Annotated in this window: 32 protein-coding genes; 4 read left to right on the plus strand and 28 right to left on the minus strand. The window is 61.3% G+C overall.

All coding sequences use genetic code 11. The features are described from left to right. Positions 1–43 precede the first annotated feature (43 nt). On the minus strand, positions 44–808 hold the full coding sequence (gene pcaD / locus ACN20X_RS08970; protein ID WP_473210486.1) for a 3-oxoadipate enol-lactonase: 765 nt from the start codon (positions 806–808) through the stop codon (positions 44–46). Between the two features lie 108 nt (positions 809–916). After that, positions 917–1,537, minus strand: a complete 621-nt coding sequence (locus tag ACN20X_RS08975; protein WP_016454308.1) for a hypothetical protein — start codon at positions 1,535–1,537, stop codon at positions 917–919. 86 nt (positions 1,538–1,623) lie between these two features. Here ACN20X_RS08975 and ACN20X_RS08980 point away from each other — a divergent pair, with 86 nt between their 5' ends. The 4 genes from ACN20X_RS08980 (at position 1,624) to ACN20X_RS08995 (ending at position 5,609) form a co-directional block, all read left to right on the plus strand. Then, on the plus strand, positions 1,624–2,361 hold the full coding sequence (locus tag ACN20X_RS08980; RefSeq protein ID WP_227469573.1) for a helix-turn-helix transcriptional regulator: 738 nt from the start codon (positions 1,624–1,626) through the stop codon (positions 2,359–2,361). A gap of 25 nt (positions 2,362–2,386) precedes the next feature. After that, positions 2,387–2,755, plus strand: coding sequence for a DUF2946 family protein (locus ACN20X_RS08985; RefSeq protein ID WP_016450071.1), 369 nt, complete (start codon positions 2,387–2,389; stop codon positions 2,753–2,755). Positions 2,756–2,878: 123 nt separating this feature from the next. Next, positions 2,879–3,544 carry an SCO family protein gene (locus ACN20X_RS08990; RefSeq protein ID WP_016454310.1) on the plus strand — a complete coding sequence of 222 codons (666 nt, stop codon included), beginning with the start codon at positions 2,879–2,881 and terminating at the stop codon, positions 3,542–3,544. A gap of 226 nt (positions 3,545–3,770) precedes the next feature. Continuing rightward, the gene (locus ACN20X_RS08995) at positions 3,771–5,609 is read left to right on the plus strand and encodes a sensor domain-containing diguanylate cyclase (protein WP_016454311.1); all 1,839 of its coding nucleotides are present in this window, start codon (positions 3,771–3,773) and stop codon (positions 5,607–5,609) included. Positions 5,610–5,691: 82 nt separating this feature from the next. On the opposite strand, the gene ACN20X_RS09000 is transcribed toward ACN20X_RS08995, so the two are convergent. The 26 genes from ACN20X_RS09000 to ACN20X_RS09125 form a co-directional block, all read right to left on the minus strand. Further along, the gene (locus ACN20X_RS09000) at positions 5,692–6,738 is read right to left on the minus strand and encodes a hypothetical protein (RefSeq protein WP_047219229.1); all 1,047 of its coding nucleotides are present in this window, start codon (positions 6,736–6,738) and stop codon (positions 5,692–5,694) included. Beyond that, positions 6,729–7,769, minus strand: coding sequence for a hypothetical protein (locus ACN20X_RS09005; RefSeq protein ID WP_016454313.1), 1,041 nt, complete (start codon positions 7,767–7,769; stop codon positions 6,729–6,731). The genes ACN20X_RS09000 and ACN20X_RS09005 overlap by 10 nt, the downstream gene beginning before the upstream one ends. A gap of 474 nt (positions 7,770–8,243) precedes the next feature. Next, positions 8,244–8,891: a hypothetical protein gene (locus ACN20X_RS09010; protein ID WP_473210487.1), complete on the minus strand. Its 648-nt coding sequence runs from the start codon at positions 8,889–8,891 to the stop codon at positions 8,244–8,246. Between the two features lie 257 nt (positions 8,892–9,148). After that, positions 9,149–9,916, minus strand: coding sequence for a hypothetical protein (locus ACN20X_RS09015; protein ID WP_016454315.1), 768 nt, complete (start codon positions 9,914–9,916; stop codon positions 9,149–9,151). 22 nt (positions 9,917–9,938) lie between these two features. Then, a complete protein-coding gene (locus ACN20X_RS09020) occupies positions 9,939–10,466 on the minus strand; it encodes a low molecular weight protein-tyrosine-phosphatase (RefSeq protein ID WP_473210488.1) in 528 nt (175 codons plus the stop codon). A gap of 24 nt (positions 10,467–10,490) precedes the next feature. Beyond that, complete coding sequence (locus ACN20X_RS09025; protein ID WP_279994787.1) at positions 10,491–11,561, minus strand: tyrosine-type recombinase/integrase; 1,071 nt, start codon at positions 11,559–11,561, stop codon at positions 10,491–10,493. 1 nt (position 11,562) lies between these two features. Continuing rightward, a complete protein-coding gene (locus tag ACN20X_RS09030) occupies positions 11,563–11,778 on the minus strand; it encodes an excisionase (protein WP_046987606.1) in 216 nt (71 codons plus the stop codon). A gap of 192 nt (positions 11,779–11,970) precedes the next feature. Further along, entirely contained in the window at positions 11,971–12,408 is a 438-nt protein-coding gene (locus tag ACN20X_RS09035) for a hypothetical protein (RefSeq protein WP_250439383.1), read from the minus strand. A gap of 105 nt (positions 12,409–12,513) precedes the next feature. Continuing rightward, positions 12,514–13,170, minus strand: a complete 657-nt coding sequence (locus ACN20X_RS09040; protein ID WP_473210489.1) for a hypothetical protein — start codon at positions 13,168–13,170, stop codon at positions 12,514–12,516. Beyond that, positions 13,167–13,799, minus strand: coding sequence for a hypothetical protein (locus ACN20X_RS09045; RefSeq protein WP_473210490.1), 633 nt, complete (start codon positions 13,797–13,799; stop codon positions 13,167–13,169). The genes ACN20X_RS09040 and ACN20X_RS09045 overlap by 4 nt, the downstream gene beginning before the upstream one ends. Beyond that, complete coding sequence (locus ACN20X_RS09050) at positions 13,796–14,032, minus strand: hypothetical protein (protein WP_473210491.1); 237 nt, start codon at positions 14,030–14,032, stop codon at positions 13,796–13,798. The genes ACN20X_RS09045 and ACN20X_RS09050 overlap by 4 nt, the downstream gene beginning before the upstream one ends. Continuing rightward, positions 14,025–14,285: a hypothetical protein gene (locus tag ACN20X_RS09055; RefSeq protein WP_473210492.1), complete on the minus strand. Its 261-nt coding sequence runs from the start codon at positions 14,283–14,285 to the stop codon at positions 14,025–14,027. The genes ACN20X_RS09050 and ACN20X_RS09055 overlap by 8 nt, the downstream gene beginning before the upstream one ends. Beyond that, on the minus strand, positions 14,282–14,575 hold the full coding sequence (locus tag ACN20X_RS09060) for a hypothetical protein (RefSeq protein ID WP_473210493.1): 294 nt from the start codon (positions 14,573–14,575) through the stop codon (positions 14,282–14,284). The genes ACN20X_RS09055 and ACN20X_RS09060 overlap by 4 nt, the downstream gene beginning before the upstream one ends. After that, on the minus strand, positions 14,575–15,900 hold the full coding sequence (locus tag ACN20X_RS09065) for a hypothetical protein (protein WP_473210494.1): 1,326 nt from the start codon (positions 15,898–15,900) through the stop codon (positions 14,575–14,577). Before ACN20X_RS09065 ends, ACN20X_RS09060 begins: the two co-directional genes overlap by 1 nt. Positions 15,901–16,097: 197 nt before the next feature. Continuing rightward, positions 16,098–16,283 (minus strand): hypothetical protein, encoded by a 186-nt coding sequence (locus ACN20X_RS09070; RefSeq protein WP_322737116.1) that lies wholly within the window; start codon positions 16,281–16,283, stop codon positions 16,098–16,100. Further along, complete coding sequence (locus tag ACN20X_RS09075) at positions 16,280–17,182, minus strand: ParB/RepB/Spo0J family partition protein (RefSeq protein WP_322737114.1); 903 nt, start codon at positions 17,180–17,182, stop codon at positions 16,280–16,282. Before ACN20X_RS09075 ends, ACN20X_RS09070 begins: the two co-directional genes overlap by 4 nt. Further along, a complete protein-coding gene (locus tag ACN20X_RS09080; RefSeq protein ID WP_322737112.1) occupies positions 17,179–17,520 on the minus strand; it encodes a hypothetical protein in 342 nt (113 codons plus the stop codon). Before ACN20X_RS09080 ends, ACN20X_RS09075 begins: the two co-directional genes overlap by 4 nt. 7 nt (positions 17,521–17,527) lie before the next feature. After that, positions 17,528–18,505: a recombination-associated protein RdgC gene (locus ACN20X_RS09085; protein WP_324622771.1), complete on the minus strand. Its 978-nt coding sequence runs from the start codon at positions 18,503–18,505 to the stop codon at positions 17,528–17,530. Between the two features lie 94 nt (positions 18,506–18,599). Continuing rightward, positions 18,600–18,890: a hypothetical protein gene (locus ACN20X_RS09090; protein ID WP_324622770.1), complete on the minus strand. Its 291-nt coding sequence runs from the start codon at positions 18,888–18,890 to the stop codon at positions 18,600–18,602. Then, the gene (locus tag ACN20X_RS09095; protein WP_473210495.1) at positions 18,868–19,137 is read right to left on the minus strand and encodes a hypothetical protein; all 270 of its coding nucleotides are present in this window, start codon (positions 19,135–19,137) and stop codon (positions 18,868–18,870) included. The genes ACN20X_RS09090 and ACN20X_RS09095 overlap by 23 nt, the downstream gene beginning before the upstream one ends. Positions 19,138–19,321: 184 nt before the next feature. Next, positions 19,322–20,011 (minus strand): hypothetical protein, encoded by a 690-nt coding sequence (locus ACN20X_RS09100; RefSeq protein WP_473210496.1) that lies wholly within the window; start codon positions 20,009–20,011, stop codon positions 19,322–19,324. 602 nt (positions 20,012–20,613) lie between these two features. Beyond that, a complete protein-coding gene (locus tag ACN20X_RS09105) occupies positions 20,614–20,853 on the minus strand; it encodes a hypothetical protein (RefSeq protein WP_473210497.1) in 240 nt (79 codons plus the stop codon). Positions 20,854–21,557: 704 nt separating this feature from the next. Next, positions 21,558–21,758, minus strand: a complete 201-nt coding sequence (locus tag ACN20X_RS09110) for a hypothetical protein (RefSeq protein ID WP_473210498.1) — start codon at positions 21,756–21,758, stop codon at positions 21,558–21,560. A 67-nt stretch (positions 21,759–21,825) separates the two neighbouring features. Further along, positions 21,826–22,449, minus strand: coding sequence for a hypothetical protein (locus ACN20X_RS09115; protein ID WP_473210499.1), 624 nt, complete (start codon positions 22,447–22,449; stop codon positions 21,826–21,828). 2 nt (positions 22,450–22,451) lie between these two features. Then, on the minus strand, positions 22,452–22,799 hold the full coding sequence (locus tag ACN20X_RS09120; RefSeq protein ID WP_473210500.1) for an STAS-like domain-containing protein: 348 nt from the start codon (positions 22,797–22,799) through the stop codon (positions 22,452–22,454). A 10-nt stretch (positions 22,800–22,809) separates the two neighbouring features. Further along, positions 22,810–23,694, minus strand: coding sequence for an ATP-binding protein (locus ACN20X_RS09125; RefSeq protein ID WP_473210501.1), 885 nt, complete (start codon positions 23,692–23,694; stop codon positions 22,810–22,812). Positions 23,695–24,179: the final 485 nt, after the last annotated feature.

Below are 24,179 nucleotides of genomic sequence, written 5' to 3' on the forward strand. Positions count from 1 at the left end.
CGGCGTCGCTCAGCGACCATTCCGTCCGGGCAGGGCGGCAGATCTAGCGGATCTGCGCGACAAAGTCGCTCACCAACTGCGCAAACTCCGCGGGCATTTCCACGGCACTCAAATGCGCGGCGGGCAGCGACACCAGCTGCGCGCCCGGAATCTGCGCCTGCATGTCTTCGGACAGGGAAGGGGGCGTGGCCTCGTCGCGGCTGCCTGCAATGACCAGCGTGGGGCAGGCGATGCGCCGGTTGCTCTCGCGCAGATCGATGCCGCCCACGGCCGCACAGGCCGCCGCATAGGGCGCGGCCGCCGTGGCCTCCAGCCCGGCGCGCAAGGCTGCCACTCGGGCGGCCTGCCCGGCGCGGAATTCGGGCGTGAACCAGCGCTGCATGGCGCCATCGGCAATCGCGGCCACGCCCTGGGCGCGCACCGTGGCAATGCGCGCCTGCCAGCCTGCGCGCGCGGCCTCGTCGTAGTAGCTGGCCGAATTGGCGACGGTGATGCTGCGCACCAGCGCCGGATGGCGCGCTGCCAGGGCCTGGGCCGTCATGCCGCCCATGGACAGGCCCACGAAGTGCACCGGCCCCTGGCCCAGCGCCTCGATCACGCCGGCTGCGTCGTCGGCCAGGTCGTTCATGTCGAAGGCCTCGCCGATGGCGGGCGAGCGGCCATGGCCCCGGTGGTCGTAGCGCACCACGGTGAAGCGGTCTTGCAGGGCCTGGGCCACGCCGTCCCACATCTGGAGGTCACAACCGAGCGCGTGGCTCAGAACGAGGGCCGGGCCTTGGCCCTGCTGCACAACATGGAGTTTCGACATGGCGGTCACTGCTTGGGGAAAAGGCGATTATGGGATGGCCGGTGCAGGCTGGCGGATACGGATACCACGCATATCCGGCATCCGGCCAAGGCGCGGCGATGGCGGCGCTCAGGCCACCCTGTCCCAGAACTGCAGCTGTGCCGACCCCGGCGCGATCAGTTCCAGATAGTCCTGGCAGGCCGGATCGAACGGTCCCTGGCCCCACTTGCTGCACAGCTGGTGGGCGCGGCCGGCGCTGTCGGCCAGCACCACGTCGGCATACAGGCCGGGGTCGTGGGCGCTGCGCATCACGCCATGGGCCGTGAAGCCGGGCTCATTCCGGTACAGGCCATCGGCCATGCGGTGCGCGGCGGCGGCCAAGGCATGGGAATCGGCGCCGGGGCGCAGCCGGAACAACGAGAACTCCATGCCCTGCGGCAGTCCATGTTCCCCGCCGTGGCTGAACACGCTGGCGCCCAGCAAGGGAGGATGCTCCACGCGCATCAGTCCGAAGTAGGCCGCGCAGGCAGCCGACCGGCCGGCCTGCGCCAGGGCGGCACGGGCCGCCTCCTGTGATTGCCAGGTGACGACATCCGCATAGCGCCCCTGGCCCAGCTGGACCAGATGGCGTGACAGGCATCCGCCCTGCACATCCAGGAACTGGTGCTGCATGGCGCTGGCGGCTTGCAGCAGGGTGTTTTCCGTCACACCGGGCAGCAGGCTGAACGCTACCCATTCGATGACTTGCATGGCATTTCTCCGTGGATTGAACATGCCGCCCATGGTCCCTGCATCGCTGCCATTCAATGGCTGTCAATTGCGCCATGATGCCGGCCATGAAACCGCGCACGCTGCCCGCCCGTCTGTCCCGGCTTGACGCCCTTTCTCAGCGCCTGTCCGATGGCGCCGTGCACGGCGTGGCGGCGCTGTCCGAGGAACTGGGCGTCAGCCAGCGCACGCTGGCGCGCGACCTGTCGTTGCTCAGGCAGCAGGGCTGGGAGCTGGACAGCTCCTCGGGCAGGGGCGGCGGTGTCCGCGTGGTCCATCGCTGGCCCTCCGGCCGCGTGACGCTGCGGGGTGACGACGCGCTGGAGCTGCTGATGTCCCTGGCGCTGTCGGAAGCCCTGGGCCTGTCGCTGGCGGGGCGTCATGGCGAACTGCGCCGCCAGTTCGCGCGCTGCTTTGCGCCGGCCGATCGCGCAGATATCGCGCAACTGCGCCAGCGCATCCGCGTGGCCTCGCCGGTGTCCGTCGAAGTCCAGGCTTCGCGGCGCGAGCGTGCGCAGGGCGTGGAGGCGCGCGCCAGCGTCTACCAGGCATTTGCACAGCAATGGATGCTGGCCTTGACCTACCTGGACGGACGCCAGCGCCGCAGCGAGCGCGTGGTGGAGCCGCAATGTCTGCTGCTGGCCTGGCCGTTCTGGTACCTGCTGGCCTGGGACTGCGAGCGCGAGGGCGTGCGCACCTTCCGGCTGGACCGCATCGTGCAGGCGCGTCGCGGCGGACAGCGCTTTCAGGTGCGCGACCCGGCCCGGTTTTGGGCCGCCTGCGACGAGGTCGGCGTGGCCCTGTGACGGCCTGCCCCCATAATCCCCAGCCATGCAAGCCCTGCGCAACTCCGTCCCACTGGCCCGCCTGGTCATGGCGTGGTTCGCGCTGACGCTGGGCCTGGCCATTGCATCGCCCCTGGTGCACCCCCAGGCCATGGAGCTGGTCTGCACGGCTGGCGGCAGCGTCAGGCTGGTCGTGGTCAACGGTGAAGAAGGACAGGCGGTGTCTGCCCAGCATTCGCTTGACTGCCCGCTGTGCCTGGCGGTGACGCCGCCGCCGGCGCATGTCCCTCCCTCCTGGGCGCAACTGCAGCCGATGGGCCGCGCGCTGCAGCCCATCGTCTCTGCCCGCATTGCCTCCCTGGTCGGCGCGCCGCTGCCGCCGCGCGGGCCTCCCTTGTTGCTGTTGATCGCCTGAGCCCTTGGCTGCTTGTAGCGCTGTCCTGCGCTGTCTGGCCGCTGGCCTGTCTCAGAACATTGCCGCACCGGCCGGGCGCAGCCTTGGCGGTGCGGCTTCGCCAAGATTCCACGCAGGGATGCCATGTTCCGTTTCGATTGCCATGCGGCGCCGCAGCGCGCCGCCGATTTTTCTTCGACCCTCCCATCCGTTGCTTCCGTCGCCCTGTCTCGCCGTGCCTGCCTTGGCGGCGGCCTAGCCGCACTGGCGCTGCTGGCCGGCTGCAAGCCCGCCGCCGTACCGTTCAAGGGCATAGACCTGACCGGCGCCCAGTACGGCCGGGACTTCCGCCTGCGCGATGCCGATGGCCGCGAGCGCACGCTGGCCGACTTCAAGGGCCAGGCCCTGATGGTCTTTTTCGGCTTCACCCAATGCCCCGATGTCTGCCCCACGGCGCTGACGCGCGCCCTGGAAATACGCCAGCTGCTGGGACCCGATAGCCAGCGCCTGGCCGTGGCCTTCATCACCATCGACCCCGAGCGCGATACGCCCGACGTGCTCAAGGCCTATGTGGGCGCCTTCGATCCCGGCTTTGTCGCGCTGCGCGGTGACGAGGCGCAGACGGCCGAGGTCGCCAGGGAATTCAAGGTCTTCTACAAGAAGGTGCCCACGGGTGCGTCCTACACCATGGACCACTCGGCCATCACCTATGTCTTCGATCCCGAGGGCCGGCTGCGCGTGGCGTTCCGCCATGAGCAGGACGCACAGGACTGCGCGGCCGACCTGCGGCAGATCCTGCAGGCTGCATGACGGCTCTGCACTTTCTCAGGTGGCCGGCGCAACAGGCCTTTGCGCAGCGGCCCCCGCCCTGGCCCAGGCAGCGACCATTCTTGCGGAGGTGAAGGTACGCCAGCGGCGCGAGCGCCGTTGCCATCGGTCAAAACCTTGTCTGGATCGTCCCGTCCTTGTGCTAAAAATGTGCGGCTCCATCCACCCGGACGCTCATCCAGCCAGACGGAAAGGGACACCCGGCGCCATGAAGACGCTTCTTTCTGACAAGGTGCTGCGGCGCCTGGTGCTTGGCAACCTGCTGGTCGCCGGCCTGCTGGGCCTGGCCACCTGGCTGAGCCTGCGCGCCAACCACCAGGCCGACCTGGACCTGGGCGTGGCTGTCACCCAGAACCAGGCCCGCAGCCTGAGCCTGGAGCTGACGGCTGAGATGCGGCTGGTGGACAACGCACTGGCCACCGTGGCAGGCCGCTACCGCAGCCGGGGCCTGGACGGCGACGATGTGGCGGCCCTCGCCCTCTATGAAATCCTGCAGGAGCAGCGTGCCCTGCTGCCCTTCGTCACCGCGCTGCGCGTGACCGACGCCAAGGGCCAGGTGCTGCTGACGGCCAACGAGGAAGAGCCCCCGTTTTCCGTGGCCGACCGCAGCTACTTCGAGCGCGCGCGCCACTCCGACCGCATGGTGATCTCCGATCCGCTGGTCAGCCATTCCTTCAACAAATGGGCCATCGTGATGGCACGCCGGCTGCAGTCCGGGGACGGGGATTTCAAGGGCATCGTCTATGCCGTGGTCTCGGCCACGCATTTCCAGTCGCTGTTTCGTCGCCAGGCCTTCGGGCCCGACAGCGCCATTGCGCTGCGCTCGGACAAGGACCTGCTGGTGGCCCGCTACTCGGCGGCCGATCCGTGGTCGGTGGCCGGCATTGGCGGCTCTGCGGTCTCCAGCGAGTACCACCATGCCCTGGCCGGCAACCGGGACAGCGGCTGGTACATCACGCCCACGGTGATGGACGACGTGGAGCGCATCACGGCCTACCAGCGGCTGGCCGGCTATCCCCTGACCGTCTTCACGGGCCTGGGCACACAAAGCTACCTGGCCGCATGGCGTGCATCGGCCTGGCGCGCCTGGGCACTCACGGGCCTCAGCATGGCACTGATCGCGCTGGGTTCGGTCAGCCTCTACCTGCTGCAGCAGCGCGAGCGCGTGGCGCGCATCCGGCTTGCCGAGCTGCTGCGCCAGCAGGAACTGTTCATGGACAACGACCTCATCGGCATCGCCCGCCTGCGCGAGCGCCGGCTGCTGTGGACCAACCAGGCCCTGCAGCGCATGCTCAAGCGCCCGGCCGGCGAGCTGCAGGGCACCTCGGCGCGCATCCTTTACCCGGATGAGGAAACCTATGAACGCTCCGGCGAGCTGGCCTATGGCGCACTGCGCTCCAGCGGCAAATGCCATGCCCAGATGCAGCTGAAGACCAGCGATGGCAGCCTGCTGTGGGTCGATGTCAGCGGCGCAGGCCTGGCCGACGGCGAATCGATCTGGGTCTTCGTGGACATAGACGCGCTCAAGCGTGACGAGCAAGCCGCGCAGCACCAGGCGCTGCACGACGTGCTGACCGGCCTGGCCAACCGCCGCGCACTGCAGGCCCGGCTGCAGCGCGAATTGGCCCAGGCCTGCGGACCGGGGCAACTGGCCGTCTGCTTCATGGACCTGGACGGCTTCAAGCAGATCAACGATACCGAAGGCCACGATGCCGGCGACGAAGTGCTGCGCATCGTCGCCCGCCGCCTCACCACCCAGGCCCGCGAAACCGACTGCGTGGCCCGCATGGGTGGAGACGAATTCGTGCTGCTGCTGGGCGAACTGGCCTCGGCCAACGACGCCCTTCAGGCCATGCAGCGCTGCCTGGCCTCCATCTGCCAGCCCATCCGCCTGGAAAACGGTGCCACCGTCCAGGTCGGCGCCAGCATCGGCATCGCCCTCAATGCCGCCCGGGAAAACACCACCCAGCTGCTGCAGCGCGCCGACGAGGCCATGTATGCGGCCAAGCGCGCGGGCAAGGGGAGGGTGGTGGTGGCGGAGGAGTAAAGGCGGAAAATATGGTAATCCCTCGGATAAATCCGAAAATTGGATTGTGGAGTCTCTCTTTGGGGAAGCTCTGATGGAGAGATCACTTCTCCAAGCCTGTCTTATGGCGCTCCATATTTTCCGATGCAGATTTTATGGCGGGTATATAAGAATAGCTGGTCATGAACTTATCAAGATTCTCAAGGCCTATTTGGTGATCTTTGCTTGCTATCACTTTCTTCATGATTTTTAATCCAATATCCGGAGAAATGGATAGCGCCAGCAGCTCTCTGGGATCTATGAGTGGATTTTTGAAGGGGGCAGAAAGAATATCCACGGAATCTGCCCCATTGAGGATTGACTCAACGTTTGCTTTGGCCATGGCCCATTCATTGTATTGAATGGCTTCTGTCAGGCTGAAACTGAAAGGAGCGCCGGAAAATTTTATGGGATGGCTGTTTATGTAAACTAATAGTTCTTGATCTATGATCTTTTTTCCGTTGCTTTCTGTTATGCCGGATATGTAATTGTATAGCACAATATTTGAATATTCGTCCCCTGTGTTTAAACCGTTTTTGATCATCGCTTTGTCGTCAAAAAGAAAACCCATGTGTATAGATTCTCCAGCATATTCTGCGGTGGTCAGGATCCCATTTTTCAGTCCCAAATCGAGAACTCTGATGGCTTCGGAGGCGTTATCCAGACTATTGAGTGATCTCGTATAGTCGAAAATTGCGGATTTGACTATGTCTTTGGATCTGTTGCTGTCAATGACGCTAAGCAGTTCTTGGCGGAGGGATTCTCTGACCTCTCTGCGTTGGGTCGATCGAATGATGTTGTGAAGCCGGTTAGTTGCTTGCAATTTCTCATCGTGGGATAACGGATCTGCAAGAGATGTGCGAAATCTATCAATTTCATCCTGAATGAATGCGGAAGTCTGGGATGCACTTGATTGTTGCTGTTCCACTGTGACTTGATTCGCATTTTGTGTGTCTTCGTTTGCTGTGCTTTTTGATTGTTGATTAAAAATTTCGGTCTTTACATTTGGTGTGATGTGGTTCTGCGGTTTTAAAGATTCGTTTATAAATAGATAGGCTGCATATAATGCGGCGACAATGATGGAGTAAGATATTATTCGCTTCATTGCCATTGCTTGAGTTTGTTGTACAAGGCAGCAGGTGCTTTGACATTGGCTCCTGTTGCATCAATATATTTTTGATACCATGAGGCTATATTTGCATCAATAATTCGTAAAGGTAGCCATCGGCCCTGAATGTGTGAGTGAGTATGTGATCCAGGACTTCGAACCGTTGCGCCCATAATATCCGTTATAAAAGTATCACACCGATATCTTCCTTTCGTCGGAGGCCAGGTTACGTATTTATTCCAGTCCCTGCTGGGTGGAATATTCACCGTAGGCTCGGCTGGAGTAACGTAAGGTGTCACAACATATGTTGCACCTATGACATATATTTGATTTGCTCTCGCAACCATCGCATACAAGGCTGGGTAAGATTGCTTGTTAGCTCTTGGTCTGTCAAAATCCTCTGTGCATGCAGAAGAGAAGCAAGAGAGTACGTTATGGGCAGGCCATTTGGTTCTGCTTATTGGCCAAACTTTGCTGCGTTTGAAAAAATTCTCGTAGTTGTTTTTCTGAACAACCTGCGGCTCGTTGAGAACTTCAATTACGGAAGTTCCATCCCATATTCCGATGTGCCCGGCACCTTCGATAACTGGCCAATCTAGATTTCTCGCAACTATGTCTCCGACATAATATGGGCGCTCTTTAATTCCGTCGCCAGGGAACTTGATTTTTACAGGTGAGTTGTTCAATTGCTCGACGAAACCATTACGTCCTATGGAGTAAACTAGAACTCTGTGTTCCTGTCCGTCTTTCAAGTCTTCAGTAAGATTTATGGGTATGGAGAAACCATGCGCACTGTGGCTGCCAAGGCAAGCCGATCCTACAGCGGGTTCCCTGATTATATTTGCGCTGCTCCCACCAAGAAATTGGTTGTCATCGCGCCAAACGTGTACGGCCACTATGTCATTCGGAAATCTAACATCACACGCCCAGCCAGTAACCATTGCGACCGAATAGTTGTCAATGTATCCTTTTGAAAATACATTGTTTGCATAGATGAGAAATGCAAGAAGGAAATAGTATTTTATATTGCGCATGGAATTTCATTTCAATTTTCGGTTGATATATGAATGCGGCGGCAATAGATGTCGTAGATTGCCTAGAAACTAAAGATGATTGGATTTTCATACGCGAGGAATTCATGCTATTCTCTATGCGTCTCGTTGAAAATAAGACAGCTCCTATTTTTCTTTGTTTTTGAAGGAAAAATAGGAGTGTTCCTAGTTCGGGTGCGCGGAGCTAGGTGGTGAAGCCATATGGCGGCATCGCGTTAATGCCGCAGACAAGGCTCTGCCGAAACCAATTTGGCAGTTTGGGCTGTTCACGGTTGTGAACAGCAAAAATGGGCGTTGCGAGACGCTCGCTCCGCGTGCGGCAAATGCCAGCAGGCTAAGAAAGCCCCAATTTCGAGAGTCGAACCAAAAGTCGACGCCATGCCATTGATAGCCCGAGGCCGAGCGGCAGACCCGGCCTTTTCTTTTCTTGCTGTCGTTTTTCAGCGCTCGGCCTCTTCAATCCATATCCGGATCCTCGTCGCAGCCCGAGCCATTGACGGAGCACATGGAACCTATCTTGATTTTCCGCATGGGCTGCTTGGCCAGCCTTTCACAGCGCGACATTTGCTCTGCATACATATCGTCCATGTGCGTGCCGTCAATCATGATCACCCCATTGCGAATGATGGGCTTTGCCTGACCATCGGCAAGGGCGAAGGCCATTTTCCTGAGAAGAAAACCGGCATGGTGGCAAGGGCCCAGGGCCATGGCAATCCTGGTTATTTCAGGATCAGGAACGCGATTTTTGGCCTGCGTCAGGCTGTCCATCTTTTGCATGAAAGCCCCGTCGTTCTGCGCGATCTGCCCCACCAGCTTGGTCATGCCCGCCTGATCCTCCAGGCGTCTTGCCGCAGCGGCATCACCGAATGCAGCCAGAGAGGAAGATAGTGCATCGTTCTCGGCCGCCGATGCTCCGTTCGGCACACACAGTACAGCGCTCGCAGCCAGCAAGGCAGCCATGATCCGGCGAGTCCGGATTGCGCCTTGCGGCCGCAGGCGTCCTCCCAATGCAATGGTGTTCATGTTCTTTGAAGATGGATTGAAATGAAAAATCTCCATTGCACAGGTGCAGTGGAGAAGAAGGGCTTGGGCGGGAATGGCCAAGCCGCCGAACTCTATCTCAATATGCGAATGGATATGCAGGCATCAGCCAGTCAATTGCTTTGTCGCACCACCAGCTCATGACCCAGATCCAGGCTTGGCGATTCACCGGTATCTCCCCGCATCCATTGCCGCAGCATGCGCACACCTTCGGTGCCGACGCGGCCAAGGTGCGGATTGTGGTGGCGGGTGGGTAGGGCTATGGAGGCCGTACCGCTGCTGTGATCGGGGCAGTTACCGGGCCAAGGTGGGCCTTGGGCTCAACAAGGCAAGACCTCGAATGCCGAGCCAAAAGACGACGCAAGGCCGTTGATGGCCCGTGTGCACACGCGTGCCCGGTTGAATGCGATGTCGCACAGCAGCGCGATGGCAAAGGCCAGATAGGCCATGTAGGCCAGGCCGATGTAGCTGCCAAACACAATGGTGTGCAGCCAGTCCTGTGCGAACAGATACAGCATGGCAGTCACCGCTGAGGCGGTCACCAGCACGATGGCGGGCAGGGCCAGCTGCAGCCCCGCCCGCCTGCGTCGCGCCGTCACGCCCACCAGGGCCAGAAACACCAGCGCATTGGACGCAGTGAAGACCCTGAACTCCCGCACCAGGCTGGCCGTGGTCTGGTGGTAGGCCGACTCGATGAATTCCACCAGCCGGGCACGCATCTGGATCAGCGATGCCAGCTGGGTGGCTTGGCGCTGCTGCATGTAGACGGCATTGCGCTTGCGGCATTCGCAGTCGGCGCGGCGCATGTCGGTCATGACCGAAGCCAGCTTGTCGGGGATGCCTGCCTCGATCTCGCGCCGCACTGCGGCGATCTCGCTATCTGTCCTGCCAAGCGCTTTCTGGGCCAGGTCCGCCATGCGCGAGCCTGTCAGCGTGTCCAGCTGGGTGCCCAGCCTGTGCTCGATCTCGATGCGGATGATCTCCTTGCCCAGGTTCTCGACCAGCAATGGCGAGGAAAACGAGAGCACGAAGGCCGATCCGAACAGAACCGTGCCCACGATGCCGAAAACCAGGATGAGAGCCCGCATATCGTCGCAGTGCAGTGGCTTGTCAGCGCTTTTGCGGCGCCATGCCCAGCGTGGCCAGCAGCCCCCTGCAGCCGTCCTCCACCAGGTCCAGCACGTCCTCGAAACCCCGGTCGCCGCCGTAATAGGGGTCGGGCACTTCGCGTGCGGTGTGCTCGGTGCAGAAGTCCGTCAGCCGCTGTACGCGGTGCCATTCGGACTCGGGGCAGATCCTGCGCGCGGCAGATTCGTTGGCGCCATCCATCACCAGCACCTGGTCGAATGCCATGAAGTCCTCGGCCCGCAGCTGCCGCGCGCGCTGCTGCGAAAGGTCATAGCCGCGCCGCGCGGCATGGGCCTGGGAGCGGCGGTCGGGTGCCTCGCCCACGTGGTAGCCGTGCGTGCCTGCGGAGTCCACTTCGATGCGGCCCGCCAGGCCCGCGTCGGCCACCATTTTCTCGAGCACGCCGTGGGCCGTGGGGCTGCGGCAGATGTTCCCTGTGCAGACCATGAGGATTCTTTTCCTCTCTGTAGAACGGCCCGTGTTACCTAATTGTTCCCTAATTTGTTCCATATCTCCTCCTGTGGATAACAGGCCCTAAGACACCTTCACGCGCACCGGCTCAATGCCACGCGGGTCGGCATAAATCGCGGCCACGCTCTCTGACTTGTGTCCAAGCAAGGCCTTCGTGTCCACGTTCCCCTGGGCCATGTACGTGCGCTTCGACAGGGAGCGTATCTCATGGAACGTGGGGGCGTTCTCTCCCGTGATCCCTGCAAGATCGCGCGCCTCGGTGAATGCCTTGCTGATGCGGTCCACGAACACAGGGCTGCCCGCCTCGACGCCTGCGCGGTAGGTCTTGCGGTGGTGCACCACATATTTGCTGACCACATTTGACCGGCATGCAGACAGTGCATCCAGCAGCGTCATGCCCATCGCGTCCATCCGCAGTGACAGCGGTATCTCCATCCAGATGCCTGTCTTCGCGCGGTTGATCGTCAGGAACTCCTTGCCAATGGCTTTGCGCTCAAGCTTGGACACGGTGTCTCGGTCCATGCCAGAGATCAGTGCCACCAGCATGGCGCCAGGCAGCCATGGCGCGATCTCTGGGGCCTTGTCGAGAATCAGGCGGAACTGGTCAAGCGTAAGGCGGCTGCGGGATGTCTTGGCTGCTGGCTTGGAGACTGGCTCCACAGGGTTCTCATCCATCCACCCCAGCGCGCGCCCTCGGCTGCAGACGGCGTGCAGCCTGGACCGCAGCGCCTGAGCCGATCTCTTCCTGCCGGCGTCTGCCTCGTCCTCAATGAACTTCGCGCAGTGAGCCACTGAAAGGCCGCCACACGCAATCTGCCCAAGGCCTTCGCGGATCTTCTTGTCGAGCGAGCGGTTGCTTTTCGCCGTGTTGTAGACCTGGCTGGCGGGCATCTTGTCGAGCAAGTCGGCAATCGTGTTGTCCTTTCCCTGGATGCGTTCCAGCAAAGCGGGTTTGTCAGAGAGCACGAATGCAAGCGCTTCGTTCGCCTCGCGCTTGGCCTGGGCGATGGAGACGCGGCCGATTGCCAGATCCTTGCCTGTCGCTGGATTGCGCCAGGTGAAGTATCCGGGCCGCGGCTCGCGCAGGCCGGCAGGCCAATCCCTGCGCGATCTATCCCTTGGCCTTGCTGCCATGTCATGCCGCCTTTCTTGCGCGAACGCGATCCAGTAGTGTCTGCCGCTGGCTGTGGTCGATGGGGCGCGCGTCTTCCTGCACGTAATAGCACTTCCCCACCTTGACCGGCTTCGGCTCGATCTTCCCATCGCGCACCAGACGGCGCAGCGTCCAAAGGCTGGGCACAGGGTCAAAGTGCCGCGCAGCCCAGTCCAGTAGCTTCACTCGTTTGCTCATTTTGTCCTCACTGAAAAGTCTCGGCCCGCTGGTTGTTGGCGCGGGTCGCGCTCATGCTGATATGCGGCCCACAGCGCCGCCCCGGCGGAACACCGCTCCTGCGAGCGCGTGACGCCGGCTGCGATGCACTGCTGGCAGCTGAAGTGGTGGGCCTGATATGCCTTGTCGGCGGCTTCCCAGGCACTTGGCGGATCAGACATCGATCACCGACCCTGGCTCAATGAGCGGGTGCGTTATCTGGCCGCAGGAGATGACGTGGTTGAACCAGTGCGGGATGCGCTCGTAGATGGATGCCGGTACGCCGCTGAATTCCACGCAGTGGAGCCGATGCAGGCGCTCGAAAGAATCCTGGGTTTGATGGGTCAAGGGAATCCGCATGTTCTTCAGGAAGTCGCGCAGCGAGCAGATGTCGAAGCTGCGGTAGCGCGTGTACCGCTCTTCGACCTCCCGTCGCAGCTTCCGCACTTCCAGCTTGCCCCAGTCGTCCAGGCTGTCCTCGTCGGGCCAGACGAACAGATCCAGCGGGCCGCGTGAGATCTGGAAGGTGCGCACGGGCACGATGCTGGCCGCCTCGGCGCTGCCGGCGATCACGGCTGATGCGAGGCGCAGGCGCTCAAGTACTGCTGTCATCCTCATCCCCTCAAATAAAAGAACCCGCTGGTGCGGGCTCTGGTTGCTGGTCCTGTGGCTCTTGCCACCTGTCTCGCTTGTCTCCTCGCTCTCGGGCTCGTTTGCTCATGACGATCCTCCGGTGATGCCCGGCAGCGGGCCGGTGGCTTTGGATGCGAGCGCGGCGTCGTGCTGGTCCGTGATCGCCACGAACCACGCCTCGGCCTCGGCCACGTCGTTGAAGTGCAGGCTGACCGTGGCGCCCCCGTCGATGCTGCTGGTCATCGCGACGGCACGGTAGCTCAGCGGCAGCGGCTTGCGCGCCTCCAGCTCATCCACTTCGGCGCGCTTGAGGATGCTGTTCTCGGACGCGAGGTCCAGGGCGTCCATCTCCAGCTTGTGGATGCATGCGTTCTTGCGCTCAACCAGTGCGGTGATCGCGCGGCACGCAGGCTCCAGCAGCTCGGCTGGGCTGTGGTCTCCCTGCCATTCGTTGCTGCCCGTGGCGGCGTTGATCGCCTCGATGAGCGGCAGAGGCACGCCCTGGAAGCGGCCTACCTTGCCTTCCAGCTCATCGATGAGGGCGGCCATCCGCTGGATCTGTGCGCCCCTGAGCGCGTAGTCTCCGCGCAGGCGCTCGTTCTCGGCCTGCAGGCGGCGCATCATCTTGACCGCGCTGTAAGCCTCCAGGGACAAGGCGTTCTGCTTCCCCCATTTGGCTACGCAGTGCTCCAGCCGCGCCGCCAGGGCGTGGAATTCTTCGGGTGTTGGTGCTGTGGTCACGGGGTCTGTCCTTTCTGCTGCGCCTGGGCGCGCGACTTGGTCGTCGTGTAGCTCGGCGACCACTCCACCTCCAGGTCGAACTTGCCGCCGCAGGTGTCGCATTCGAGGCCCTGAGCCGAATCGTGGCGGTCATCGCTGCTTTGTTTGGTGGCGCAGTACGGGCAGATGATGTCGCTCGTGTAGACGCAGTCTTCCTCGCTGTGGCCCTTCGCCTCGGCGGCTGCGAGCGCTTCAGCTTTCCGGGCCGAGTCCAGGCGATCCTGGCATGGCTTGCACCGCCAGCCGCCATCGCGCGCACCCCACGGGGCCTCCGTCAGGTCGGCACGGGTGCAGTTGCAGGTGACACAGCGGTCGTGCGCCTCGCATGGGGAGTAGTTGTAGGACTTGCCGGTTCCCAAGCATTTTTCGCAGGCGCACACCCAGTACCAGGCACCATCAATGCGGTCGGCGAACAGTCCCTTGGTAGGCGGCTCCATTCGCACTTCCGGCAAGCCAGTCTTGTGCCATGGATCGTTCCAGACCTGAGTGCTGCCGCTGCGCGTGCGCTGCTTCCACTCGCCGGGGATTTCGGGGATCAGGATCTTCGTGTCGCGCAGCGATGTGCCTGCGCCGTTCAATGCGTTGGTCATGTGCTCTCCTTGTGCCCAGTGGGGCGCGGGTTGCAGGGCGCATCGCGGCCGGGGTGCATGTCCTCCCACCAGCCGGTGTCCGCCATGCTCATGCCGTATTGGTCTTGGACCAGCCCGCAGCAGGTGCACTGCCGGCTGTAGGGGTTGCGGTATTCCCAGCGATGGGGAGGCGGGCCAAAGCCCAGGCCCTCCACCATGGCGGCGATGCTGATGGCCAGGACGCGCTTACGCATCGAAGCCTCCGCCATTCCGGCCCACGGCCTTGGCCATGCCGGCTTCGAATGCATCGGCGCTCATGCCGCTTGCTGTGCCGCAGCCTCCGTCCACGGCGTCGATGAACTCGTTGTAGTCCACGTCGCCGGGCTCGCATCCGTAGACTGCAATGCAGTGGTTCGCGATCTTCGTGCGCGCAGCGTTGGCGGCGTTGGTGGCTGCCGTCAGCGCGTCGAGCGCCGCCTGCAGCTTGCTTTTCGAGAGCCTGCTCATGATGCGTGCTCCCCCTTGGCTGCTGCCTGGGCTGCGTCGATAGAGGCCAGTGCTGCGCGACCGGCATCCGTGAGACGGACGAAGCATTTGCCATTGCCGGTGCGCGTGATCAGTCCGCGTGTTTCGAGGTTTTGATACCAGCGCTCGCGATCTCCGGCGGAGTAGAAGTCGAACTCCATGTGGGTGTGCCGCGTGTAGAACGGCACGCCTTCTGGGAAATCGTCTGTCGCGGCCTCGCTCGCGGCGACAGTCCGAAGGAAGCATTCCTGCTTTTCGCTCAATCGCGCCATCACGCACCGCCTTCCTTGGCCTGGGCTGCGAGAGCGGAGTCCACGGCAACGGGGTCGAACAGCTCATGCGCGGCCGAGAACTCGATCCAATTGCCGCGGGCGTCATCCACACGGCGGAGATTTCCCCGAGAGTCGATGTGGAACGACCATCGCGGAATCCTGCACAGGCGCTGGCGCACGGCCTCGAAAGCCGCGTCGCGCTCGCCCTGGGCATCCACTGCAGGCGCAGCAGGTGCTGCCACAGGGCTCTGTGCCATCGCATGCAGCAGTTCAGCATGCGCATCGACAAAGCGGGCGAAGGCCGATGCTGGGATGCGCGCGTCAAAGTCGCCGCCAGACTCGTCAATGGGCGATGCGGAGCCGTGCAGGGCCGTCATCGTGGCCTTGGCCTTCTCCAGCAGCGCGTGCTGGCCGTCCAGCAGCGCGGACAGGTGGCCCGTAGAGGCTTGCAGGCCGGCGGTCTCCGCGCGGGCCAGATCTCGCTCGCGGCGGGCCGCGTCCCGTGCAATGCACAAGCTGCGCAGCTCGCGGCTATCAGCATCATGCTGGCTTCGTGAATAGGCCGAGGGCGCAGCAGGTGCTGCTGCATAGACCACCGGCCGGTAGTTCGCCACGTACCCGGCTGGCAGCGGCGCCGCGCCGCGCACGAACATGGGGTCGAATGCACCGGGGCCCGTGCACTCATCTTTGACCCACCCAACCACGCCCACGGTCGCATCAGGTGCTGCCGCATCGGCGCGCGGCCAGATGTCGTCGCGGTATGCCCAGTGCGTGCACACGCGGGCAACTTCAGCGCCGTCCCCATCGCCATCAGTGTGGAAGTCGCTCGCGCGGATGTCGTGGACCTGGACGCCGCCGAAGTCGTCTTGTGCCGTGACGGCAATCACGCGCACGGACCTGTCATCGGTCCATGGGGGAATGCCGGTGCGCCAGGGCAAGCCCACGGGCGCAGCAGGTGCCTGGGGCGCTGCTGCCGCGAAGCTCTGGTTGTCGCACCAGTGCGTCGGGTTGTGCTCTGCCGGCGACAGGCCACAACGCTCGCAGACCGGGGCTGCAGGCGCTTCCAGGGCGGGCGCTGCCGGCGCGGTGTACAGGCACTCGGCGTCGCACAGAGGCGGCGGCGCGTCGTCATGCCGCGTGTACGTCTCTGCGCCATCGGAGGTTTCGCCCGTCGCCACCAGGAAGACCTTCCGTGCGGCCGACGCCACAGCGGCAGGAGCTGCCCCGGCTAGGCCCTGCAGCATGCTGATGTCGCGGAAGAAGATGTTGCCGTCGCTGTGCACGATTCCGCCCGCGGCGCGGATGGCTTCAAGGGTGATCGTCATGGGTTGCTCCTGTCGATTTGCCAGTTGCTGGCAGTGGTGTTGATGACGTGGCCTGCGCGCTGCAGCAGCGGGCAGGTCTGGGGTGGTTTGGAATTCACGGGATGCAGAAACAGGAAAGCCCTCGCGGCATGCGCCGGGAGGGCTCAGGGGGAGGGGAGGTATCAGGACAGCGCCCATGCGCTGTGCTCATGCCTCGGTCAATGGCCGCAGGGCAGGCCTTCGCCGGGTTTGGGCGGTGATTCGACGGGCGCGCCACAGCTGGCGCAGCGCGCAGGTGTCTGCTGCTCCCACCAGATGGACCGCGCACGGCGGCTGGCGCTGAGAGCTGCTTGTCGGTCGCGTTCCGCGCGTTGCGCGGCAATGTCGTGTGTCTGGCTGGTCATGTGGTGATCTGCTGCTTGATTGCGGTATCGATTGCGAGGCGTGCGGTCTCGAAGATGCCGGGCTGCGTTGCGCCGCTGGGCCATTCGAGCCAGTAGCCGTGCTGCCCGTCAGGGGTGGCCAGGTCGGAGCGGCTGCCCTGGCACACGCGTGCACCCTCTGCGATGAGGAAATCGAGGTGCTTTGAATCGGCACGGGCCTTGCTGGCGCTGGTTTTGCCCCCGCCGATGGTCTTGGGCGTCACGCGCGCTGCGCCCTGGGCCTTCGCTTCGCTGACCTGGGCGGCGAGCATTTCCGCAGCCTTGTCGCCGCCAAGAGAGCGGGCCGTCTTGGCGGCATGGCTTGCAGACACATCGCCGGCCGTTACCATGTCGCGCACGGGAGTTGGCGCATCGCCGAGCGCGAGCAGCTGCTGGACGTGCTCTGTGGACTTGCCTACCTTCTTGGCGATGTGGGCCGGAGGCCATCCGAAGGCCCGCAGGCGCTTGTATCCCTCGGCCATCTCCAGTGGTGTCAACGGCTTGTTGGCGGCGCTGGTGATGATCCGGGCAGTGCGGTCTGCGTCGTTACCCTCGAAGAGCACCATCGGAATCCACACCTTGCCGTCGCGCGGGTCCTCCAGCGGCGCGCCGCGCTCCAGTGCCAGACCGATGGCCGCGTGGCGCCGGTGGCCGTCCACGATGTACATGCCGCCCGCATCACGCACGCGCAGCTCCAGGGGTGGGTAGGTGCCGCCGTCGATGATGTGCTGCGCGAGGGCTTCGATGGACTCTTCGAGTTCGGCGCCGCCCAGGCGCAGGTTGAAGCCTGGCTCGATGTGGATCTCTTCGTAGAGGACTCGCACCGCGTCGGCGCGCTTTGCGACCTTCGCGGCCAGCATCTGGCGTATGGAGTTCGTCATGATGGATTGCGGTAGATGTGTTGCTGGACGGCCAGCGGAATGACGGAGCACACGTCGCTCAGGACGGCGCGCGCATGGGCGGCGTCGCGGCCGTAGCCGGAGGGGGCGCTGAATTCGAGAGCGTCGCGCAGCTTGGCTGGGCCTATGCGGGCGAGGGAGCCGATGGGGTCGGCCTCGGGCAGGGCGGTAGACCAGGTCTTGGCCATCGAGTGCACGATGAGCATGGGCACGCCACCCACGCGGGATGTGCCGGGCTCCACGACCAGGTAGATGTCGCCGATGTCTGCGATCTCGGTGACGCGCAGGGAGAGCAGGGGAGGGGTGTTGGTGGCTTTCATGGCCCCCTCAGAACGGGATCGTTTCGGAGTCGTCGTCTGCTGGCGCTGCCGACGGGCCGGTCCGGTTCAGGGACGCGGGCAGATCCTTGCCAAGCCCCGTCCGCCCTTCGCCGCCCAGCGCCTCGATCAGATCGGGGATGAGCTTGGACAGCTCGCCCGTGGCGATCGCCACATCGGCATCGAAGCCGCCGTCGTCCTGCGACTGGCCTTCCATCACGGCATCGAGCAGCGCGATCTTGCGGATCTGCAGACCCTCGGTGAGCACAAAGCTCACTCGGTCGTCCCAGGTCATGGCCACGCGCGTCGGGAGCTTGCCGTGCTGGATGTGCTGCTTGACCTCCTCGATGTCCAGCGGGTGCCGTCCGTACCGGACAACCGATTTGGACTCGTCGCAGGACTTCAGCTCGCACTCGCGATCCACACTGAAGCCAGTGGGCGGCTCCTGAGAAACCAGCCAGTGCGCCATGGCGGCCTGTGCGCTGGTCTGCGTATCGACCAGGGCCAGCGCAAAGCCTGTGAGGCCCTCCACCAGCGAGCTGACCACCTCGTCGGCGCGCGCCTGGCTGCCGGTGTCCAGCACCAGGGTGCGGGCCTGCGGGTCCAGCCAGACCCACATGGCGCCCTGCTTGGTGAAGGCCATGGGCAGCAGGTCCAGCTTGGCCTCGTCCTTGAGTTCCTTCTTTTCCTTCTTGCCGGGCTTGCGGCCTTCGGTGGCCTCGATGTGGGCGGCCTTCTCGTTGACACGGCGGTTGAGCACGCTGGCCGGCAGCATCTTGGCCTCGGTCATGAAGCGGAAGATCCACTGGCCGCCGATGTTCTCCGCGAGGGCGCCGTGCTCTTCTCCCCGGGGCGGCACCCAGCCGGCAGAACGCTCTTGTGTCAGGCCGCATGCAGCGAACGGGGACTTAGCCAGCGCTGTCTCGATGGCCTGGAAGTCGGGCGCCCAGGAGGAGTCAATGCGATAGATGGTGAGGTTGGTGAACATGATCAGGTGGGGTAGAGGTTTCTTGCAGCCGTGGCGGCGGCGATGGCGCCCGCGCAGACGGCGGACCAGATGAAGACATGGAGCAGCGCGCGCATCACGGCCGCTCTCGTAGGCAGGTGACAACCTCCCCGGACCACTCGGCATGCATGCCAGGGCACAGCCAGGCCGAAGCCGCCGCGCGCTTGATGTCCGCCGCGCTGGCGCTGGGCTCCGCCGCATCTGCCGCAGTGCAGCCGCTGCAGGACAGCAAGATCAGGACCAGCAGCACAGCGGCGAGCCAGCGGCCCGGGATGCGCTCCTGCACGGCGAGCGGCCCCGGGGATTCGCGCAGGTAGCGCGCATCCGGGTCGTCGCAGAACGGCTCAGAAGGAGTAACGCGAATCATCGATAGCTCCTTTCGTTACCTCGGTCAGCTCCAGTGCCAGCCAGCCCGAGCGGTCGGCCAAGTCCTTGCACTGCATCGCAGCGGTCATGACCTCGTAGGGCTTGGAGCGCACCGGCTTTTTCTTCGCCTTCGCGATCCACGCGCCGTGGTCGAAATCCGCAATCGGTTTGCCGCGCTTCTCCGCGTCGCGCGCCTTCTTGATGTGTTCCTCGCGCGCTTTTTCCAGGCTGCCAGGCGGGATGCCCATGACCCTCCAGCCCTTGTGATACGCGTCGGGCTGGGCGCGAGCTTTCTTCTTGACTTCGATGGGGGGGGGCGACGCTCACGGGCCGCCCGTGGATGTTCACGTAGCTCAGCATGCGTATCTCCTGGGGATGTGGCCCGTGGGGCCTGAACATGAAAAAACCGCCTCAGCGGGCGGTCATGGATCGTCAGTCGTCGTATTGCTCGCTGGCGGCAGACTTGACTTCGTGCTCATCCATGTCGATTTCCAGGGTGGTGCGACCGACGTACAGCGCGAGCAGGATGGCGTCAAACTCGCCAACCGCGTTGGGCATGCTCAGCGGCGTTACCAGCTTGTCGTCAAGCCGGAGAGAAAAGACGTGCCCGTCATCGCCAAACCCGAGCCTCATGGATGCGGAGTGCGCGTATCGTCGCGATTCGTCGTCGTCAAGCGAAAGCCAGCCGCCACCGCTGCTGAACTCGCTCATTTCAAGTTCAGCAAAGAAGGCTTCGTGCGATTCCTTGTGGAATCCGCTGCGCGCCCTCTGCAGCAATTCCGACAACTTGATGCTTGAGGGAAGATCCGGCATGAAGGTGCCCACGGCAGTCGAGATGGCCGTCTGAACGGCTTTCGCGTTCTCACCCTGCACCGCGCTGGAAACCGCTGCATTGAGCACCTGCTGGAACTTGGCAGTGTCATCAATCCGCAGGCCGTGCGGCATGGCTTCGCTGAGCTGCTCTTTCATGGCATCGCGGAACTTGCTGCGATAGCCGGTGGCATCGTTGATTGCATCCTTGACCGCTTCTGCGATGGCCTTGTCTACGATGGGCTGGATGCGCTCGGCGCTGACGGCCTGGGCGATGATTGCGGGCAGGTCGAGTTCGATCTTGATTTCCATGGCTGATCTCCGGTTGTGGCCGCAGCGGGCCGACAGCAAAACGCCCGCGATGTGCGGGCGAGACGTGAACAAAGGCCGGTGCCGCATGGCGGCGCGCAAGGGATAGATGGCGTGGTGGTGAAGCCTTGCCCGGCGAAACTGAGATGAGGATTGATGGCTGCCGTGTTCGCCCCGGCTTGTCCTTCTATATGGAGGGCAGACTTTCACTGGTTGCAGGTGGGCAAGTACCTGTCACGATTTGCCATCACGGCGGGGGACTGGGCCACCTAGGCCTAGCGCGCGGAGGCGCATCGGAGTAGTTCACGGAGTCGAACCGTGTCCAATCCCCCTGCGTGATGGTCCTGGCCTTTATGTCGCCAGGGCGGACAACCCAAAATCAACTCTTTGCTTTGTGGTTCAGGTGCGGTTACATGGCGGCCTCCATGGGTGGTCCCTGCGCGTTCTGGCGGCGCAGGTGTCGCCGTGGTGAAAAGAGTCGCATGGTGTGCACGAAACCTTGCATTCCGGCCATCGGAGGTGGTGCACGCGACTTCAAACCGAGGGGCTCGACGGCTGGCGCTGAGCCCCTTGGTTTGCCCCGGTGCGGAGCCGGGGGATGGTGGTCAGGCGGCGCACAAGCGGATGTGGCCCGCCTTACTGGTCGTGTCTTTCACGATGTCCGCACGGCGCATCGGTTCGTGCACCCCTGGGCCATTGAGCATTTGGGCGCGCACTGCGAGACGGTCTCCGCGCTGGGATGTGTAGCCAACCGCTGCCAGGAGAGGGGCGCGGCGGGTGTTCTCTTGGTGGTCGAATCGGAACATGCGGAACTGCTCGTACCAGCGTTGCTTCATCTTGTTCATGGTGTGCTCCTTGAAAAAACGAAGCGCACTCGGCTGAATGCGCTTTGTTTTGCCCAGATACGCTCTGGGCCGCGCCGGTTTCCCGGTCATGCTGTGGCTTCACTGATTGCGTTGAGGGGTCGCCACTCCCAAGTGCCCGGTGCCTGATGGCTCCATGCCCGGTAACTCGCCTTTCGCATGTCCGCGAGACTGCGCGGCCAGGTGGTGGCCGGGTCTGCCGGCCTATTCATCTCGCATGTGTTCTCCTTCGCGGCCTGCCGCGTGCGTGTTGCCCTGTGTTGCTCGTCTTGGCCCAGGGAGTGGCCTCATCTCTTTTGCCCGTCTACCGCGCTTTGGCGGACTGTGGCCTGGCAGGACTGCCAGAGCAGAGCAGCGGCCCGAGCCCGCTGGTGCATGTGCCGGACGAAGGCCCTGCAGGTAGGGCCAGCAACATCGGCGGCAGCTTTTTAATGATCCGGAGGGGGATGGGGCTCGGTCCGATCACTTGGCCCAGCGCAACCTGTTTGTGGTGCGTTGGGTTGAATTCTACGGTTGTAGAATTTGGTTCGTCAACGGTTGTAGAAAAAATGTTGAAGAATTTTTGGCAGTGGCGACAATCAAGGCCATGACCACGCAACACATGGCCGCAAAAAAGCCCCGTCGCGCGGGGCTGTGCTGGGGTAGGCCGGCTCGTTTGGTCGATCGCGCCGGGTGGGGCGGCCTGGCTATTCGCGGCCTAGCTCGGCCAGCGTCTCCCGCAGTGTCTTGATGAGCCGTTCCACGTCCTCTGGCGGCATCTCAACCCAGGTCGTGGAGACAGGAAGTCCGGCCGATGTCTTGGCCGTGTGCTTGAGCCCGATGAGCGTTCTGCCGCCCTCAACGCGCGTGCGAACGCTGGTGAACTGGAGCAAAGGTGCTGGAGTCATGGCGCCATCGTGGCATGAAAAAGCCCGCTCGGGGCGGGCTTTCAAGACACGTCTGCGCCTATCTGTACTACCTCGAAAGTAACTTCCCTTGTGCTGCAGCTTGACTTATCACGTTGCGGTTTGCGGTAAATACAGTTATCCCTGGTACTGACGTGAAATCTCCATCATCTGTAATTATATTAGTGATGCCTGACGATAGCATGGCATGTAAATTCATTAAGTCATAACCATCAAGCTTGTATTCTGGAAAAGACTTTACCAATTTTAGAGACTCCCTCGAATCGATATGTATTGGGAGTTGAGACGAAAGCCCGTGCAATTGGTCGCACGCAATTTTTATCTCTGAGCATACTTCAATCCGCTCTTTCGGATGGTTGTGTCTAAACTCCTTTTTGTAAATTCCTCTGTTGTTCGATTCGAATATCGTGTATTCAGCGTTTTCTACAAGATGTATAAGTTCGCTGACGTTTAGCCCAGAACAGTAGAACTTGCAGTTCGCGTCAAGTGCATCATTGAAATAGTTCGGATAATTCTTTGTTTGATATGGTTTGCAGTTTAGCGTTGGGCTGCTTATTTTTGTATATGTCATCCAATACCAGACATTGGTATCTACAAAAAATAAGTCGCCTTCACTGGGCGAATCGTTGCAAACATCCACAACATTTGAGGCAATCTGAAGATTAATCGCCATGATTAACTTTCATTCTGCTTGGCTAGTATCATTTCAAGCGTTGCCTTGAGGTCGGCATTTGATTTAAATGCCAAGGAATTCTCCACAACCTTGCTTGCAATCATCTGGCCTACTTCGTTGAGATTGGAGACGTGCAGAATTTTGCGCAGAATTTCCTCATCCCCATTGGCAAAAAGCTGGCCAATAGAGTAGTTAAAGAAGGGCGAAGCGAAGAGTTTGACATCTGAAAAATCTAAAGTCACCTCTTCTCCGGAAGCTAATGGCACTGACGCCAGATCAAATAGCTTTTGGCCATGAGCTGCAGAGATGCAACGAGCCCCAATGACTTCTATTACCTTGATGTTAGACATATTAAATATATTATGCAGTATTGCTAAACCTGTAGTGACGGCCGTCGCAGATCATTTTTAGCTGTACGCACGTTCCAGGGAAGTGGTTCTTTCGTGTGTAGAAGTGCAGCCCGCTACCATTCGCTATCGCGTACCCTTGCCCGCTATATAACTCAAGTGATCCGTTGTTTATATACACGAAATCCCTTAGCAGGTCAAGTCCAAGACCCCTTGGGACTCCTGGGTTTGCGGTGGAATTCCCGGACTCAAATGCCCAGCGAACGCACGATTCGTCTGTAAGTTGGCTAAACCTGGAATCAATTCTTGAAAAGTGCGCTCTTACTTTGCTTGGTATCCCAACTCCAAAATCAACTACAGAGAGAATAATTTCCCGCTTGTTCTGAAAATGCTGGCCGCACGAAAATGTGCCTAACACAGAATTTGAATGTTCGAAAGAGTTGATGAATATTTCCCAAACTCTGCCAGCAATGTCTCCCCTCAGGTCTTCGCTAAAGTGAATCCAATCACGAACTAGCCACCTGTTTGTGAGGTGATCCAAAATGTCATCTGCATCATAGTTTGTTGGGTGATCCTGTCTAAATGGAATTGAATTTCCAGCCCATCCATTTTTTTTGTACCCAAACTTTGCTGCAAATCCATTTTGGCATAAGTTAACTAGAATTTTTCTGCTTATTGATTCCCAGTGAATAATACATGTGATGCCGAGTTGTGCGCTGCTTTTAATTGCTGCTCCGAGAAATGCCACTGCTGTCGGGCCGAAGAACGTGCATCTTGAAAAATTAATGATTTTTAATCTATCTCCCTCTTCAAGTAGTTTTTTTATTCTTATCAATTCCTCTATATCTTCAACCTCTTGATTTAAGGTTGGGATATATACAACTTCATATGTTGTCATATTGAGATGGATATTTAAATTGCATCCTTGTGGTGAGTGGGTGCTTTGTGTTTTCGAATTTATTGGAGAAATAGTGAGCCGTTAAGCCCAACAATTTGGCGTGGTTTACTGGAGCTAGCTGCTGTGTCGCCAGCCCGCCCTAGAACCTCGCGGCGTCGGCCTTGCATGGTGGATGCGTCATGGCGGTATGGCGGCTGACACTTGGTGCGGCCCCGTGACCTTTGCTATCGGTGCCCATACGAGGTAGGCGACCCAACTCTTGCCGTCACGTGTGCAGTAAACAAGGAATTCCCCCTTGTCGCGGCTGCTCGGCCGATACTTGAACTCGCCGCAACCCCTGACCGAGTTTTGCGCAAGAGCCTTGCTGATGGGCAAGTTGAAGTCATCTCTCCAAGGGCCGGGGTAACGCTCCTGCAGCGTCATGTCGGCATGGGCAGCAGCGGCTGCCATCACCCCCGCCACGATCAAAACCCTCTTCATCCCTC

The sequence above is a fragment of the Delftia sp. PX-1 genome (assembly GCF_055797465.1).